The organism is Luteimonas mephitis DSM 12574 (genome assembly GCF_000422305.1).
GTDB lineage: Bacteria > Pseudomonadota > Gammaproteobacteria > Xanthomonadales > Xanthomonadaceae > Luteimonas > Luteimonas mephitis.
On the sequence record NZ_AULN01000017.1, the window covers coordinates 1 to 15,946 of the forward strand.

The window sequence follows — 15,946 nt, forward strand, 5'->3', positions numbered from 1 at the left end:
CGAAAGCGTGACCCCGCCAAATTGACCACCCTTTACCTTATGAAGAATCCCATAAGCGCCAGCGAGGTTGTTGCCGCCCCCGCCAAGCAGGTCAGAGTGGTCGCGCCGCATGATCTTGCCGAAGCCAGATAGCTCCAAGAAGTACATTGGATAGACCACAACCATTGAGGCTAAGGAAACCAGGAAGAGAATCTTTAAGAAGATTGACATGATTGGTTGCGGGCCTAACGCTTGAGTTAACCCGACCTGCGTAGTGGAGCCAACAACATGGCAAGCTCTATCTGCCATGTTGTTGGTGGAACGAAGCGGGTTCGGGTTGAACGAGTTGTTAGGCCGCAGCCCTCAACCTCTAATGTGATACGTAAAAAGACCGCCCCGCAAAGGAGTATAGCTAGGGTCGCCGGTTGGTGAATGAGGAATCGCAGTCCCAGAACGAGGAACAAAGAAGCCTTGCTGGTCTACAAATAGCTCACGAGTGCAGATGTATAGCCCCTCGGGTGCTGCATAGACATGCTCGGGATCGAGTGCTGCAATTGTTTGAGGCCATCTGGCTTTATCGATGCGACCGTCCGGGTTGTGTAACAACAATTGATTGCCATCAGCAACAATCGTTCTTGCATCCGAGAAAGGCAGGCTTGGGGTGCAAGCGGAAGCCAGCAAGACCAGGAAAGCTAACAGAGAGAGTGTTCTTGTCATGCGGCCTAACGCTTGAGTTAAGCCGAGCCGCGAAGCGGCTTCGGCTTGAACGAATTGTTAGGCGCGATCATCGCGCGGAAGTGATGGCCCGACAAGGCTGCTTGGGCCGAAGCCAGGGCGGCCGGGCGCACCTGGCGGAACTGTCAGCGGGGAACTGTCCGAAGCCGCACCCGCTGGGCCGGCCAAGTCTCCGCGTCCACGCGCCTGCGCCTGTGGACGAAGTCCGTTGAGCGACGCTGCGAACTTTGAGTGCGCAACTTGAGAAGTAACCAAATCCGGACATCCGAAGCCCGTACAAATCGGGGTCGAATGGCCTCGCGATGCCACCGAAGCCATGTGCCGCTCTAGTTCTGGCTTTAACGCGCCTAACGCTTGAGTTAACCCGACCTGCGTAGTGGAGCCAACAACATGGCAAGCTTTATCTGCCATGTTGTTGGTGAAACGAAGCGGGTTCGGGTTGAACGAATTGTTAGGCCTCATGCCGGGTCAAATCCGTATAGCCAGTTGTTGAGAATACCGTCTGAGCCTTGGATGCCAAAGCCATCCAGCATCTGCTCAAACAGGCCGGCGACATGCTCAGCGTCCTCAGTGTCGAGCACCTCACGATCAATGCCGCCAAGGTGCTCCTTGAGAATGGCTAGGATCTGTGGAGCGGAAGCCTTGGTGCTGGCCGCATTAGCGAAGGCGACGGCAGCAGCGTCAATCTTGGCATTGAGTTGGGTCTTGAGTGAGCTGTCCGAGACACCGGTATACAAACCGTCCGACGCTGCGGCGAAATGGTCATGGCCCACCTTGGCCAGAAGAGCCTGGGCGGGTGTGTCAATGGGCATGCCGGCTACTTGGGCGGAGACGAATAGAGTGAGGGCGATCAATGTGCGTTTCATGAGGCCTAACACCTGAGTTAACCCGACCTGCGTAGTGGAGCCAACAACGTGGCAAGCTTTATCTGCCATGTTGTTGGTGGAACGAAGCAGGTTCGGGTTGAACGATTTGTTAGGCGCGATCATCGCGCGGAAGTGACGGCCCGACAAGGCCGCTTGAACCGAAGCCTGGGGAGCGAGGCGCACCTCGCGAACTATCCGTTGGCAACTGCCCGAAGCCGCACCCGCTGGGCCGGCCATGTCTCCGCGTCCGCGCGCCTGCGTCATTGGCCGCAGCCGGAAACGCAATGTTGCGAGAACCTGAGTGCGCGACCGGAAGAGCAACCGAAGGCGCACGTCCGAAGCCCGTGCAGATCGGGGTCGAATGGCCCCGCGGTGCAGCCGAAGCCATGTGCCGCTCTAGTTCTGGCTTTGACGCGCCTAACGCTTGAGTTAAGCCGAGCCACGAAGTGGCTTCGGCTTGAACGAATTGTTAGGCGCGATCATCGCGCGGAAGTGACTGGCCGACAAGCTGCTTGAACCGAAGTCTGGAGGGCGGGGCGCACCAAGCGGAACTGCCAGCGGGGAGCCGCCCGAAGCCGCACTCACTGGGCCGGAAGACTCTCCGCGTCCACGCGCCTGCATCTGTGACCGAAGCCGGGAGCGATCAGTAGTGAAAGCATGAGTGCGCGACCTGGAAAGGAACCGAAGCCGCACGTCCGAAGCCCGTGCAGACTGGGGTCGAATGGCCACGCGATGCCGCCGAAGCCATGTGCCGCTTTAGTTTTGGCTTTGACGCGCCTAACACCTGAGTTAAGCCGACTTGCGTAGTGGAGGTAAAGGTATGGCAAGCTTTTTCTGCCATACCTTTGCCGTAACGAAGCAAGTTCGGCTTGAACGAATTGTTAGGCAACGGGCTACGAACCTTCACTGGGATGAGCCTCGTAGCTTCCCAGAACTGTAAGCATCTCTCTTGCCTGTAGTGAATCTTCAAATGTTACAGTCGAAAGAACAAGCGAGAAATCAACTCCGACAATGAGATTGCCGAGTTGAACTACGTTGTAGGAAGGCGGCATTTCCCTGTGCACGTGGGCAATGAGGCCGTCCATGTAAAAGCGAAAAGTTGGTAGCTCGTACTCTGGAGCATTTGGATCTTCGAGGTTTGGCGCGTACTTGATGTCTGGATAGGGCGTCTGGTTGTGCATGATGCCCTTTGACGACAGTTGAGTAAGTTGTATTGGATAGAAATTCAGATCAGGATCTTCTAGTCCTAGGATGGCCAGACGGAGTTGCTCTAGATCAGTGGCCGGTACAGAAATCTCCTTGAACTCGCTGCGCGAACTTGCGGCTGCACGCCAAAGTAAACTGAGAAAGAACAGACGCAGTCGTTTTGTGTCTATTGAACGAACTTCTCTCACGCCGAGGAAGTGATTGATTGGTGTGTGTAGAGACCCGAGAGTTATCTCGTCACCCCAGCCGCTCCAGACCAGTTTGTGCTCGCGCAGCGCTGCTATGGCCCAAGTGTCCAAAGCCGATAGATAGTCCTCACCCTCGCGAGTGACCAGTTGCGAGTCATACCAACTCGTCCAGCGGCGGCTTGGACGAGGGCCTTCGCCGTACTGGAAGAGAGCGTTTCCCTTGATTGTGGGGCGAGTAAGGGCTTCCGGGATGATGTGCGAGTCGACAAATGCCCCAGGTCGGTGTGTGAGTTTGCAGTACCCGTGTGGTCGCCGTTGCGCCCGCTTTTTCTTTGAGCTCACGACTGATCTTCCACCGTTGCCTAACGCTTGAGTTAACCCGACCTGCGTAGTGGAGCCAACAACATGGCAAGCTGTATCTGCCATGTTGTTGGTGGAACGAAGCGGGTTCGGGTTGAACGAATTGTTAGGCCGCAGTCTAGATGCTCGGCTGCAAGTATGCGACCAATGCTGAGAGGGCCTCAAACTGGCCTCGCCGGTGTGTCGTGAAGCTGACAACCATGACGGTGCCACGAGGACTACCAGTGGGGAGATAGGTGTACCAGCTGCGCGGGCTGCCCCAACCGCCGGTTGGCGTGTAGAACCAAACGAGGTCTTTGTCATTGGTTCGGGTTGTTGCGGCATACCGCAAGCCATCGGGGTTTGGGGGATGCTCCCCAACATAAACATCAAATAGAGCTCGCCCAGTGTTCTTGTCCGTGTACGTGCAGAGGCGGAAATCGACTCCGTCCCGTCGGGTAACGGCCACAGAGCCAACCCCTGGAAGAACCGGGCAACCCGCCAACACACCCCTGTCTGTATGTGAGAGATCGAAAGGTGGAGATGACGACTGGCTGCAAGCAGCAAGTAGTAGAAACAATCCAGTCACAGAAAATTCTTTCATGCGGCCTAACGCTTGAGTTAAGCCGACGTGCGTAGCGGAGCCAACAACATGGCAAGCTCTACCTGCCATGTTGTTGGTGTAGCGAAGCGCGTTCGGCTTGAACGAATTGTTAGGCCGCTGACCGATGAGCCAACGTGCCCATGGCGGACTGTACCGCAATCCTGGCTGGAGCAAGGGCCTGCCCCGCGCCGGTTCTGGAGTGAGCAACGGCAGCTGTTTCCGCGAGCCACCGGCTTGCCCCGCGAACGATCGAGGGTGAACTCACGGCGCTTGTAACTGGAGCAAGGGCCTGCGGCGAGAACCATCAGATAGAAGCCAACAAGAATGTCGTACTTGATTCAGCGGCCTAACGCCTGAGTTAAGCCGACTTGCGTAGTGGAGCCAAAGCCATGGCAAGCTTTTTCTGCCATGGCTTTGGTGTAACGAAGCAAGTTCGGCTTGAACGAATTGTTAGGCATCAACCCACTCTGCACGAACGACGCCCGGGTGATTGCCGACGGTTAACTCAATGAAAAGAGCATGCTCGTAGTTGAGGCGATCATCGCTCTTGTAACCGCGAAGCTTCTGGAAGTCTACTGCGCGGTTGACGGTGTTGCTGCTCTTCTTGAACTCAATGACGAGATAGTTCTGCTTCTGGCCGCGAACGTGAGCCACTATGTCCGGGAACACGGTCTTGCTCTCGGTGTCTTCGGCGTCCGGATGTAGGTCGAGATAGCCGATGCGCTTTGGCTCAACTCCATCCCTGTTGTACTCGCAGTCAACCGAATAGTCCAGGAGCTCTTGCTGCAGATACATGCCAAATCTGTGCGAGATGGAGCGCTCATTGGCATCGACCTGGAGTAGGTACGAGTCAGCGGCCAGCAGCTTCTCCAGTGCGGCTATCACGCTGCGCCCCGGAGCCCGCGCTTCTAGGTGTTCAATGATCTCGCGAGAAATTGTCATTGATGCCTAACGCTTGAGTTAAGCCGACGTGCGTAGCGGAGCCGACAACATGGCAAGCTCTATCTGCCATGTTGTTGGTGTAGCGAAGCGCGTTCGGCTTGAACGAATTGTTAGGCGCGATCATCCCGCGGAAATGACGGCCCGGCAAGGCCGCTTGAACCGAAGCCAGGAGAACCGGGCGCACCCCGCGAACTGTCAGCGGTGAACTCCCCGAAGCCGCACCCACTGGGCCGGCAATGTCTCCGCGTCCATGCGCCGCACGCGGCAACCGAAGCCGGCGAGCGAACCGATGTAATGCCCAAGTGCGCGTACGGAAAAGTGTCCGAAGCCGGCCCTCCGAAGCCCGCGCCAACTGGGGTCGAACGGCCACCGGATGCAACCGAAGCCGCGAACCGCCTTTAGCTCTAGATTTGACGCGCCTAACGCCTGAATTAAGCCGCGCCGCGAAGCGGCGTCGGCTTGAATGAATTGTTAGGCGCGTACCTCATGGCCTATCCGCCACGGTAACTGACCCCGTCTCCGTTACGGACACGTAGCGCTGAAGCACGACACCCGAAGTGAAGCCGCGAGAGAAGATTACATAGATGGTGCGACCGCCCAGATCCACGTAGCCACCTTCGTAGGTGATCTGGACGCCGTTTGCATTGAACCCTCGTAGTTGTCGGAGCTGGTCGGGGCCAATGTTGAACGTCCTGCCAAATGCTTCAATGCGAAGCAGTGTGATACCCCTGTCGGATTGCGCTCCTGCCACTTTGACAGGCCCAGATTGACCGATGCCGGGGGACTCTAACGCGAAGGCGTTGAGAGAAAGCAACCCCTCTTTCGAAGCGATCGCGCCGCTCGGTAAGGCGGCAAGTGCAAGAATGAGGATGAGCCAGAGATTCTTCATACGCGCCTAACGCTTGAATTAAGCCGACCCGCGAAGCGGGTTCGGCTTGAATGAATTGTTAGGTGGCGCCTCAGACAGAAAGCGCTTCACCTCGGAAGGTTTGCAAAGGATGACAATCTTCTTTTCCGAGCGTTCCAATACCTTGAGCCTCATCAGGATGTTGGGAAGAGCTCGGGTGCGATAGGTAGCAACTCGCCAAAGGAATTTTAGGTCTAGTCGCTCAGGGCAATCTGATGCCATCCCAGGGCGCGACTGTCCTACGTGGGTAAGCCTACGCTTGATAATTCTCCACAAACATAGCCACGGAGATATGTTCAGAAGGATCACGGTGTCACAGGCGCCCAGTCCCAGATCGAGCGTAGTGTCGTCGTTTCCGTCCATGATCCATTCCGGCTCTTGGATCAGGCGATCGACAGTGGACTCCCATTCCGGCTTAGGCGTCTCCTTCCAGCCCGAGCGCCAGTAGAGAGCGTCAAGATGGATGAGTGGAAGACCTGTCTTGACTGCAAGGAGTCTGGCTAGGGTGGATTTGCCTGAGCCACCCGACCCAATGAGGAGAACTTGCTTCATGTGCGGAGATCTCTCAGCGCCACCTAACACCTATTCGCCCCCTACAACGAGGCGTTGCTCCGAGTATGCCTGCCGATCCAGCCATTGCCAATCGGGAAATTCCTACGCAAATTCAATGTCCTGGATGATGGACATGGTGCATCGGGAGACGCAATCTTCCGTTGTTATCAGTCCATGGAAGGGACGTATGAGTTACAGGGTCGAGCGTGAGGGTGTAACCGGGAAAGTCGGGCGGCCGATGTTGCTGGAGCAGGTACGGCAGCGGCTGCGTGTGAAGCATTACAGCGTGCGAACGGAGCAGGCGTATGTCGGGTGGATTCGGCGCTTCATCCTGGCCAACGGCAAGCGCCATCCTCGGGACATGGGGGAGCGGGAGGTGGAGGCGTTCCTGACGGTATTGGCGACCAAGGGCAACGTCGCGGCAGGCACCCAGAACCAGGCGCTGTCGGCGTTGCTGTTCCTTTATCGCGAAGTGCTGAAGCTGGAACTGCCCTGGATGGAGAACGTGGTGCGCGCCAAGCGCCCGCGACGCATTCCGGTGGTGTTGTCGCGCGACGAAGTCACACGGCTGCTGGCCGCGCTGGAAGGCCCGGTCTGGCTGATGGCGGCACTGTTGTATGGCACCGGGATGCGCCTGATGGAGTGCATCCGCTTGCGGATCAAGGATGTCGATTTCGATCGGGGCGAGATCGTCGTGCGAAACGGCAAGGGCGGCAAGGATCGGCGCGTGCCGTTGCCGCTGCGATTGCGGGAGTCCGTGCAGGCGGCGATCGAGCACGCCTGCCTGCTGCATGTGTCCGACCTGGCCGACGGCCTTGGCGAGGTCTGGCTGCCTCACGCGCTTGCCCGCAAGTATCCGAACGCGGCTCGGGAGACGGGCTGGCAGTATGTGTTCCCGTCGCCGCAGCGGTCGGTGGATCCACGCTCGGGCAAGACGCGCCGGCATCATGTCGATGACAGCGTGTTGCAGCGGGCGGTGCGGTCGGCGCGGAAGCTGGCGATGATCGACAAGCCGGCTACGTGCCACACGCTGCGGCATTCGTTCGCCACGCACCTGCTGGAAGCAGGCCACGATATCCGCACGGTGCAGGAATTGCTGGGCCACAAGGACGTGGCGACGACGCAGATCTACACCCACGTGCTCGGGCGCGGCGCCGGCGCCGTGCTCAGTCCGCTCGACAGGTGATCCGCCGCGCGGCGTGGTCCGCTGCCGTCGCCGTCAGCGAAGCAAGCGCCAGTGCCACGGTTCGTACACGATGCCGTGCGGGTTGTCGCGCGGATAGCTCATCACGAAACCATGGCCGCCGGCGTGGCGGGCGAGCCAGCCGAAGGCCGGCGTGCGCTCGAATGATTCCTCGGCGGGCGGCTCGCCCGGGGTGCCGATATCAAGCGCGAGTCCGCAATGGTGCTCGGAATAGCCTGGCGCGGCGTTGACGGTCAGGATCTCGTCGACGCTCTGCCCGCGCGCGAGCTTGCGTTCGAAGATGCCGAGTTGGTAGTCGTGGCTGCGGTAGCCGGAGATGGCGTCAAGCAACACGCCGTCGCGTAGCGCGGCGTCCCGCAGGCTGCGCCATGCGCGTGCGGCGTCGACGTGCAGCCACAGTGGACGGCGGAAGCGGTCGAAGCCGGCGAGCGACAGCCAGGCCGGTTCGGCGACCAGCGCCAGGCCGGTGCGTTCGGTGTACGCGGCTGGATCGATTTCCAGCCGTTCCAGGCGTGATTCGAGCCGGTGCAGGGGCAGGGCAGGGACGACGTCGATGCCGGGTCGGGTACGGGCCGGTAGCTGGTCGATGGCATCCAGCGCGACGTCGATGCCGGGTTCGCGCGCGAGATGCGGAATCAGTGGCAGCAGGCCTTCCGGCAGGCCGGCGGCGAGGTACCGGCCGTCGCGCTTGCGTCGAAGCACGCGGCGCGCGCGCGCGATTGCACGGGCGGCGTGGTTGCCGCGTGCGCGCAGCAGGCCGCCCGGCCAGAGTTCGATCTCCGGCGTATTGACCAGCACCTGGGTCTGTCCGCGCATGGGCAGCAGGTTAACGGCGTGCGCTTGCCGGTGCCAGTTCCCGCAAATGCTGCAGCAGTACCTGGGGCTGGCGCGGTTGCAGCAGCAGGTCGTAGCCCTGGCTGGTGGGCAGGTACAGCACGCGCGGGCTGCCGGCCGTCGCCACCAGCGCCTTGTGGCGGTTGCGCAGCCGGAACCAGCCGCTGCGGAAGCCGGGCAGGGCGGTCGCGTTGGATTTGAACAGGGGCTTGAGTTCGGTGTGTTCGTCGAGGTCGACCACGCGAGCCTGCTGCAGCTGCAGTTCACCCCAGCCGAGCTTGCGTGCATAGAAGGTGGTGGCGATCGCAAGGCCATCGGCGTCGAGCGTGATGTGGTGCCGACGCAGCGCGCGTTCGATGAACCAGTGGAGGGCCAGGCTGATGGCGAGGGTTCCGACGATGATCACGGCATAGGTCAGCCATGCACTGCCACCGATCAATTGTTTCGGCCCGGGGGCACCGGCTGTAAAGGCGGTCGCGCCGAGGATGAGAACGACCGGCAGCACGACCACCAGCGCGAACAGCCACAGGCGCGTGGTGGAGGAAGCAGGCTGCAGCTGCCAGGCAGGAAACGATTCCATGGGTGGCCTCGTTGGAGAATGGGCGCGAGGGCGTCCGCTTCGAAGGGGAATGCGGCATTGGCGGACGCAGGGCATCTTCAGTGGGATGCTCGCGGTGATGTCCACTGCGCGACGCGCACAGACGCGGCGGGAACTCAGTCCGCGGCTTGCGCCTGGATCCATCCGGCGACATCGGCAATCAGTGAAGGATCGACGTGGCCGGGCTGCTGGTATTGCGCCGGGCCCTGCTCGCCTTCGACAGCCATGCCGAGGTGGTTGAGCGTCGGGTACAGCTTGAACTCGACCTTCGGATCGTCGTGGAAGCCGCCTTTCCAGCGCTGCCAGTCGGCGTCCACCACCTGGATGTCCTGCGCGCCCTGCAGCACCAGCATCGGCAGCGCGACGGCCTTTGCCTCGGCGACCGGGTCCACCGCTTCGGTGCTGCGCCAGTAGTCGGCGGGCTGGTTCATCGGCGAGTCCGCGATCGCCACCTTGCCGCCGGCGCGGATCGCGGCCACCTGGCCCTTGAGCCTGGCGATCGCGGCGGCTTCGGCGTCGCTGGTCTTGCCGTCGTCGAGCACGGCCAGGCGGATGTTCTGTTCGACCAGGATGTCGAGCAGCGGGCGCGCCGGCGCCGCGAGCAGGACCAGCCCGGCGACGTGTCCGGACCGGGCCGCGATCCGCGGCGCCATCATCGCGCCCTGGCTGTGGCCGAGGACGAACACGCGCGCCGGGTCGATGCCGGGCGCCTCGCGCAGCGCGGCGACCGCGGCGACGGCGTCGTCGGTGGTCTCGCTGTCGATGGTGACCTTGCCGTCGGCATAGTCCTGCGGGCGCGCCTTGCTGCGCTTGTCGAAGCGCAGCACCGCGATGCCCTGCGCGGCCAGGCCGCGGGCGATGTCGAGGAAGGGGCGGTTGGGGCCGATGCTCTCGTCGCGGTCCTGCGGGCCGGAGCCGTGCACCAGCACGACGGCGGTGACGCGATGGTCGGCGCTGGCGCCGTCCGGCATCGCCAGCGTGCCGGGCAGGGCGCGCTTGCCGCTGCCCACGGCGAAGTCATGCTCGCTGTAGCCGGCGTTCGCGTCCACGGCCGGCGCAGCGGCGGCAGGCTCCGCGGCGGGCGCGTAGTGCAGGCCGGCGACCTTGCCATCGCCGTCGACGGCGATGGTGGCGTCAACGCTGGCCTGCTCGCGATGGATGCGGACCACCACCACCGTCATGCCGGACTGCTCCGATACCATCGGAGCATCGCGGCCCGTCTGCGCGCCCGCCGCGGCCAGTTGCTGCTGCACGGCAGCGAGCTTGTCGGCGCCGAGGGCGGCCTTCATCTGCGGCGAGAAGTCGGCGCTGGCAGCTTCGTACTCGCCGGCTTCCATGTGGTCGAGCAGGCGCGTGGCGACGGCCACGGCATCGTCCTGGCTCGGGGCGGCCACGGCCGGCATCGCCGTCGGCAGGCCGAGCAGCAGCATCAACAGCAACGATTGCAGGTATCGCATCTCAGTTCTCCCTCTTGAGGAACATCCGCAGGGTATCGGCGTAGTGGGCCTGCACGGCGGAGACCAGCTCCCAACCCTGCGTGCCGAGCTTGTCCAGTTCCGCCTGTGCGCGCTCGGTGAGCTTGCCGCCGAACGTTTGGTACGGCAGCTCGACGGCCTTGTACTGCCAGCGCGTGCTCATGGATCATTCTCCTTGTCCGTGGTCGTGGCGCCGCCCTTCTTCGGCAGGCGGCCGGCCTTGCGCAGCGATTCGCGCAACACGTATTCGATCTGCGCGTTGAGGCTGCGCAGCTCGTCGTCTGCCCAGCGCTGCGCGGCGGCGAGCACCTCGGCGTTGATGCGCAGCGGGTAGGCCTTCTTCGCGTTCACGGGCGGCTGCGTGCCTTGCGCCGGGCGGCGAAGATCGACAGCAACACTGCCACGATCATCGCGTTGACCAGCACCACCATCGCGACCACCACCAGAGTGGCGCGGCCGCGGTCGTCGCCGGCCCACCACAGGCCCGCGGCCGCGGCGAGGCCGATGACGCCCACGGCTTCCATCAATCCGGCGAGCCGGCGGTCGAGCCGCGCCTTGCCGGCGCCGTGCGCGTCGAGCGCGGCATCGCGCCGTGGCGGGCTGCGGCGCAGCATCCGCGCGATCGCGAACGCCGGCAGGCTCGACAGCGCGAACACGATGGCGGCGAGGTTGGCGCTTCCCACGCCGTGCCTCAGTACAGCGAGCCGGTGTTGACCACCGGCTGGGTCGCGCGGTCGCTGCACAGCACCACCAGCAGGTTGCTGACCATGTTGGCCTTGCGCTCCTCGTCGAGTTCGATCACGCCGTTCTTCTTCAACTCGTTGAGCGCCATTTCGACCATGCCCACGGCGCCGGCGACGATCCGCGTGCGCGCGGCGATGATCGCGTTGGCCTGCTGGCGCTGCAGCATCGCCTGGGCGATTTCCGGCGCGTAGGCGAGGTGGCTGATGCGCGCGTCGAGCACCTTGACGCCGGCGTCGGCCAGGCGCTCGGACAGTTCGTCGCGCAGGTGCTGGCTGATCTCGGCGGCGTGGCTGCGCAGTGCGACCTGGCCTTCCTCGTGCTGGTCGTAGGGATAGCTGGTGGCCATCGTGCGCAGCGCAGACTCGGACTGGATGTGGACGAAGCTCTCGTAGTCGTCGACGTTGTAGACCGCCTCGGCCGAATCGACCACCTGCCACACGATCACCGCCGCGATCTCGATCGGGCTGCCGTCAAGCTCGTTGACCTTGAGCTTGCCGCTCTCGAAGTTGCGCACGCGCATCGACACCTTGCGCTTGCCGTAGAAGGGGTTGTTCCAGCGCAGGCCGTTGTCCTTGACCGTGCCGACGTACTTGCCGAACAGGCTCAGCACCGCGGCCTGGTTGGGTTCGACCTTGTACAGGCCGATCAGGCTGAGGAAGCTGACGACGGCGACCACTACGCCGCCGAGCGCCAGCCAGCCCGAAGCCAGGCCGCTGTCCGGGTCCGGGCCGAGGCCGGTGACGAACATCCAGACGGCGAGGATCGCCAGCAGCAACACACCGAGCAGGAACGGAATGCCGGGAAGGGAGCGGGTGGGGTTCTCTTTCATGGTGGTCTCTCGCTGTCCCCAATGGACGATGAATTGATATCAAAATGATATCAGGATTGCAAGAGTTGCGGGCTTGGATCTCGCGTGTTGTCGTTCCGGAGACAGTTCAAATCCCGGCGCGCCTGCTGGCCGGGGATACGCCACTTGTGACGGCCCGGCAGGAGCCAGGACGGCCGGCGCGCGTCCCAAATCTGCAAAGTGCGATCTGGGGAAGATGCGATTATTGCCGTCATCCCCGCGAAGGCGGGGATCCATGGACGTCACCCGGTGAAAGCAAAGTCCACGGATTTCGCCTTCGCGGGAATGCCGAGCGAAGGCCCTGTTGTTGAGACTTCCCCGGTGCGATCGCGCCTATGGGCCCGGGTTGAGGTAGAGCAGGGGCGCGGGCGAGAATTCGCCGGTGGCGTAGAGCCCGCGACCGGCCGCGTCCCAGCCCAGGGCTTCGGCCTGCGGCAGCCATGGCAGGTCGTGGATGGCCGGCTCGCGTGCCACCGCCTGCGCCCAGGACTCGTTGCTGCCGCGCCGGTACAGCAGCACCTCGTTGTAGGTCATCACCGCCAGGCGGCGGCCGTCCGGGGCGATGTCCGCGGCGGTGACCTGGTGGCGGATGCGCGCCATCGGTGCGTTGGCGCGCAGCGCCTCGGCGTCGGGCTGCGGGACGCCGGCCAGTTCGCCCAGCTTGCGCGCGACCTGGAGATTGTTGCCGTGCGGACGCAGCGGCAGCGCGAACAGTTCCGGCGGCGTGCGCTTCTTCGACACCAGCAGCACCTGCCCGCGCTGCGCGTCGACCGCCACCGCCTCGCAGTCGCGGGCGCCGTCGGGCCAGCGGAAGGCAATCGACCAGGCCGGTTTCAGCGGCATGCGCTGCGCGGCCTCGTCGAGCGACGCCGGTTCCTCGATCACGTGCAGCTGCAGGCTGCGGCGCAGGCCACCGTTGTCGCCGGTGTCGGCGACCAGCAGGTAGTGACGGCCGTCGAGTTCGAACGCGGCGATGTCTTCCCAGTCGGTATTGGCCACGCCGGCGACGGTGAATGTCGCCTGCAACCCGCCGCGGGTGCCGACCGCGAACAGTTGCGCGTCGTTGCCGCCGTCATCGAGCATCCACAGCACGTCCTCGTGCACGCGCGAGGCGGCCAGCCCGCTGATCTCGTCGAGCCGCGCGTCGAGGAGCATCCCCGACAGCTGCGCAAACGGTGGCGGCTGCGCGGTACATGCCAGCAGCAGCGACGATGCAAGCAGCAGCGTGCACAGGCGGCGGACGGCATGGTGGAATTCCATGGCCCCAGCATCGCACGGCGCGGCGGCGGCGCGAAACGTCGCATCGCGTGCGATCGCCGCCGCTAGAATGGCCGCGACGGGGCCTCGCGTGGCGCCGCAGGCCCATGCAGGCCACGACACCACAGGGAATCCCCGCGCCATGAATGAATCCAAGGGTTATGCCGTCTTCTTCTTCCCGCAGGCGCTGGAGATCCTGGGCGACGCAATCAAACCCTACCTGCAGGACAGCCCGGCCGGCGCGCATGTGCCGTGCAACGAGATCGATACCGGCGGCGCGCTGGTGGAAATGACGCTGCACGGGCGTGACGCCGGGAATCGCGACGTCGCGCTGGAACTGATGGTGCCGGTGAGCATGGTGCGCATGGTCGTGTCCACCCGCAGCGACGAGGGCTTCGGCTTCGGGCCGCAGGTGGTGGCGCGGCCGGAGCCGGTGGTGGCGAAGGGTGCCTTGGAAGCGGAGCCGAAATCAGTACCGGCATCGCCATCTTCGCCGGCGCCGACGCCATCTTCGCCCGAAACGCCCGGGACATCTGAAGGCGTGGAACCTTCCAGGGCCTGACTGCCGCACCGGCCCGCCCGGATCCTGGATGACCGACGCTCGTGGAGCAGGCGCCCATTTCAGATGGCCGTGACCTGCCAGAGGCTTGCTTGTGCAAAGAAACAAGCCGCTCCTGCAAGGGCAACGATTCGCCTGCCGGGATCAGTCGCCGGTGCCCACGTCCACCCACACCAGCCGGTGGTCGCTGGCGGTGACCAGCGCGCTCGCCGGATCGGCCGATGCCGGCCAGTACACGCCGTTGTCCACCAGCTGCAGGCCGGTTGAAGGCAGCACGTAGTCCAGCCGCAGCGGGCCGACCTTGCCACCGAAATCCCCGGTTGCATGCGCGGCTGCGCCACGATGCGCGACGCCCGCGCCGGCATGCTTCGCGGCGGCTTCGACCGCGCCTTCGCTGCGCGGGGTGGCCTGGCGGAGCACGCGCGGGTGTTCGAGCAGTTCGAGGATCGCGTCGTGCCGGCCGCTGCCGTCGACGGGGTCGTTGTTGAGGTCGCCGGCGATGACGAAGCGCGCATCGGCGTCCAGTCCGCCGCAGCGGCCGCTGTCGTCGCACAGCCAGGGCTTGTCGCCGGGCGAAATGTATTCGCGCCACAGCCGGATCTCGTCGGCGTTGCGCGCGCCGTTGCGGTCCTCGGGGCCGTCGAACACCGGCGGCGTCGGATGCGAGGCCAGCAGGTGCACGATGCCGCCCGGCGTCTGGATCGGCACGTCCCAATGTGATTTCGACGACAGCCGCAGCTGTGCCCAGATCGCATCCGGGTAGTACGACGCGCCGGTTCCGGGATCAGTCGGGCGCGCCGCGCCGGGCATCGCGCTCCACTTCAGCAGCTGGAACGTGCGCACCGCGGCGGCGTCGATCGGATGGCGCGACAGCACCAGCATCCCGTACTGGCCGGGATGCAGGCCGTAGCCCCAGGCATCGTTGCCGCGGTCGCGGCCGGCGCCGCCGACAACACCGTTGCGATCGAGGTCCAGGCCGCTCGGCACGCCCGTGTTCACCGGCGCGAGGTAGCGGTGCGGGTAGCGCAGCGGTTCGCCGCCTCCGGCCTGCGCGCGTTCGAGGTAGTCGCGCTGGAACAGGTCGGCGGCGCGGTGCGCGTCGTCGTAATCGAATTCGTTGAGCAGCACGATGTCCGGACGCACGCGCTGCAGCACCGCCGCGATCCGACGCGCGTTGTCGTCGCCGGCTTCGAGCCGCCGGACCAGGCCGTTGCCGGCGTCGTCGTACAGGGAGGTGTTGTAGGTCGCGACGCGCAACGTGCTGGTGGCAGCCGCCGGCTGCGCCACGTATGCCTCCGGATCACCGTACACGTGCATGCGCACGCAGCCCGCGCAGGCCTGCAACAGCAGCCACAGTGGAAGGATCGCCCTCATGCATCGTCCCCACGCTCCAGTCGCCGCCAGCCGCCGCCGGTGAACGCCTCCAGCGGCCGGAAGCGTTGCTTGTAATCCATCTTGCGGTGGCCGTCGATCCAGTAGCCCAGGTACAGGTGGTCGAGGCCTTCGCCGCGTGCCCATTCCACCTGCCGCAGCACGGCGAGCGTGCCCAGCCCGCGCGCGGGTTCGTCCGGGTCGAAGAACGTGTAGACCGCCGACAGCGCGCGTCCGGCGCGGTCGGTCACGGCCACGGCCAGCAGGCGGCCATCGACGCGGAACTCGAGGAACCGTCCCTCCGACCACGCGCCGACCAGGAACTGTTCGAACTCGCTGGCGCCGTGGTCGTCCATGCCGCCGCCGACGTGGCGTGCTTTCAGGTAGCGCTGGTAAAGCGCGAGTTGCTCGTCGGTGCGCTGCGGCGCGACCACCCGCATCGTGACGTCGGCGTTGCGGCGCAGGCAGCGACGCTGGCTGCGGTCGGGGACGAAGTCGGCCACCGGGATGCGAACCGCGACGCAGGCGCGGCAGTGGCCGCAGTGCGGGCGGTAGATGAGGTCGCCGGAGCGGCGGAATCCCCACTCCAGCGCCTGCGGGTAGAACTGCGGCAGCCGCGGGTCGCGCGGGTCGAGCACCATGTCGCGCGCCGTGCGTTCGGGAAAGTAGCCGCACGGATGCGCGCCGGTGTCGAATACCCGCATTCCGTCGTCTTCGCGTCGTGGGGTGCTGCCCATGC

The 15,946-nt window shown here is 64.1% G+C and carries 18 protein-coding genes; 2 read left to right on the forward strand and 16 right to left on the reverse strand.

The window, feature by feature from the left end:
* The 6 genes from H570_RS16720 to H570_RS0106930 form a co-directional block, all read right to left on the reverse strand.
* On the reverse strand, positions 1–210 hold a 210-nt coding region (locus H570_RS16720), incomplete at its 3' end, for a hypothetical protein (RefSeq protein ID WP_036135502.1).
* 132 nt (positions 211–342) lie between these two features.
* Entirely contained in the window at positions 343–696 is a 354-nt protein-coding gene (locus H570_RS18865) for a hypothetical protein (protein WP_156899881.1), read from the reverse strand.
* Between the two features lie 476 nt (positions 697–1,172).
* Positions 1,173–1,844, reverse strand: a complete 672-nt coding sequence (locus H570_RS16725) for a DUF4844 domain-containing protein (RefSeq protein WP_156899882.1) — start codon at positions 1,842–1,844, stop codon at positions 1,173–1,175.
* Between the two features lie 629 nt (positions 1,845–2,473).
* Positions 2,474–3,316 (reverse strand): hypothetical protein, encoded by an 843-nt coding sequence (locus H570_RS18535; RefSeq protein WP_084499921.1) that lies wholly within the window; start codon positions 3,314–3,316, stop codon positions 2,474–2,476.
* Positions 3,317–4,367: 1,051 nt separating this feature from the next.
* Positions 4,368–4,802: a hypothetical protein gene (locus tag H570_RS16730; protein WP_211219087.1), complete on the reverse strand. Its 435-nt coding sequence runs from the start codon at positions 4,800–4,802 to the stop codon at positions 4,368–4,370.
* Between the two features lie 541 nt (positions 4,803–5,343).
* Positions 5,344–5,748 carry a hypothetical protein gene (locus tag H570_RS0106930; protein ID WP_027080101.1) on the reverse strand — a complete coding sequence of 135 codons (405 nt, stop codon included), beginning with the start codon at positions 5,746–5,748 and terminating at the stop codon, positions 5,344–5,346.
* 757 nt (positions 5,749–6,505) lie between these two features.
* Between H570_RS0106930 and H570_RS0106935 the strand changes: the two genes are divergently transcribed.
* The gene (locus H570_RS0106935) at positions 6,506–7,504 is read left to right on the forward strand and encodes an integron integrase (RefSeq protein ID WP_051176200.1); all 999 of its coding nucleotides are present in this window, start codon (positions 6,506–6,508) and stop codon (positions 7,502–7,504) included.
* Between the two features lie 33 nt (positions 7,505–7,537).
* On the opposite strand, the gene H570_RS0106940 is transcribed toward H570_RS0106935, so the two are convergent.
* From H570_RS0106940 to H570_RS0106975, 8 genes are all read right to left on the reverse strand, one after another.
* Positions 7,538–8,338, reverse strand: a complete 801-nt coding sequence (locus H570_RS0106940) for a M15 family metallopeptidase (RefSeq protein WP_027080103.1) — start codon at positions 8,336–8,338, stop codon at positions 7,538–7,540.
* A 10-nt stretch (positions 8,339–8,348) separates the two neighbouring features.
* Positions 8,349–8,936: a hypothetical protein gene (locus H570_RS18150; RefSeq protein WP_051176201.1), complete on the reverse strand. Its 588-nt coding sequence runs from the start codon at positions 8,934–8,936 to the stop codon at positions 8,349–8,351.
* 134 nt (positions 8,937–9,070) lie between these two features.
* Positions 9,071–10,411 carry an alpha/beta hydrolase gene (locus tag H570_RS0106950; protein ID WP_027080104.1) on the reverse strand — a complete coding sequence of 447 codons (1,341 nt, stop codon included), beginning with the start codon at positions 10,409–10,411 and terminating at the stop codon, positions 9,071–9,073.
* 1 nt (position 10,412) lies between these two features.
* On the reverse strand, positions 10,413–10,592 hold the full coding sequence (locus H570_RS0106955) for a DUF4177 domain-containing protein (RefSeq protein ID WP_027080105.1): 180 nt from the start codon (positions 10,590–10,592) through the stop codon (positions 10,413–10,415).
* Entirely contained in the window at positions 10,589–10,780 is a 192-nt protein-coding gene (locus H570_RS0106960; protein WP_027080106.1) for a type II toxin-antitoxin system antitoxin, read from the reverse strand. The genes H570_RS0106955 and H570_RS0106960 overlap by 4 nt, the downstream gene beginning before the upstream one ends.
* Positions 10,777–11,112: a hypothetical protein gene (locus H570_RS16740; protein ID WP_036135507.1), complete on the reverse strand. Its 336-nt coding sequence runs from the start codon at positions 11,110–11,112 to the stop codon at positions 10,777–10,779. The genes H570_RS0106960 and H570_RS16740 overlap by 4 nt, the downstream gene beginning before the upstream one ends.
* Before the next feature lie 8 nt (positions 11,113–11,120).
* Positions 11,121–12,002, reverse strand: coding sequence for an SPFH domain-containing protein (locus tag H570_RS0106970; protein ID WP_027080107.1), 882 nt, complete (start codon positions 12,000–12,002; stop codon positions 11,121–11,123).
* 351 nt (positions 12,003–12,353) lie between these two features.
* Positions 12,354–13,280, reverse strand: a complete 927-nt coding sequence (locus H570_RS0106975) for a hypothetical protein (RefSeq protein ID WP_027080108.1) — start codon at positions 13,278–13,280, stop codon at positions 12,354–12,356.
* A 139-nt stretch (positions 13,281–13,419) separates the two neighbouring features.
* Between H570_RS0106975 and H570_RS0106980 the strand changes: the two genes are divergently transcribed.
* A complete protein-coding gene (locus tag H570_RS0106980) occupies positions 13,420–13,839 on the forward strand; it encodes a hypothetical protein (RefSeq protein WP_027080109.1) in 420 nt (139 codons plus the stop codon).
* 141 nt (positions 13,840–13,980) lie between these two features.
* Here the strand turns inward: H570_RS0106980 and H570_RS16745 are convergent, their stop codons facing one another.
* Positions 13,981–15,210 (reverse strand): endonuclease/exonuclease/phosphatase family protein, encoded by a 1,230-nt coding sequence (locus tag H570_RS16745; RefSeq protein ID WP_036135509.1) that lies wholly within the window; start codon positions 15,208–15,210, stop codon positions 13,981–13,983.
* Positions 15,207–15,944 carry an arginyltransferase gene (locus tag H570_RS0106990; protein ID WP_027080110.1) on the reverse strand — a complete coding sequence of 246 codons (738 nt, stop codon included), beginning with the start codon at positions 15,942–15,944 and terminating at the stop codon, positions 15,207–15,209. The genes H570_RS16745 and H570_RS0106990 overlap by 4 nt, the downstream gene beginning before the upstream one ends.
* Positions 15,945–15,946 lie beyond the last annotated feature (2 nt).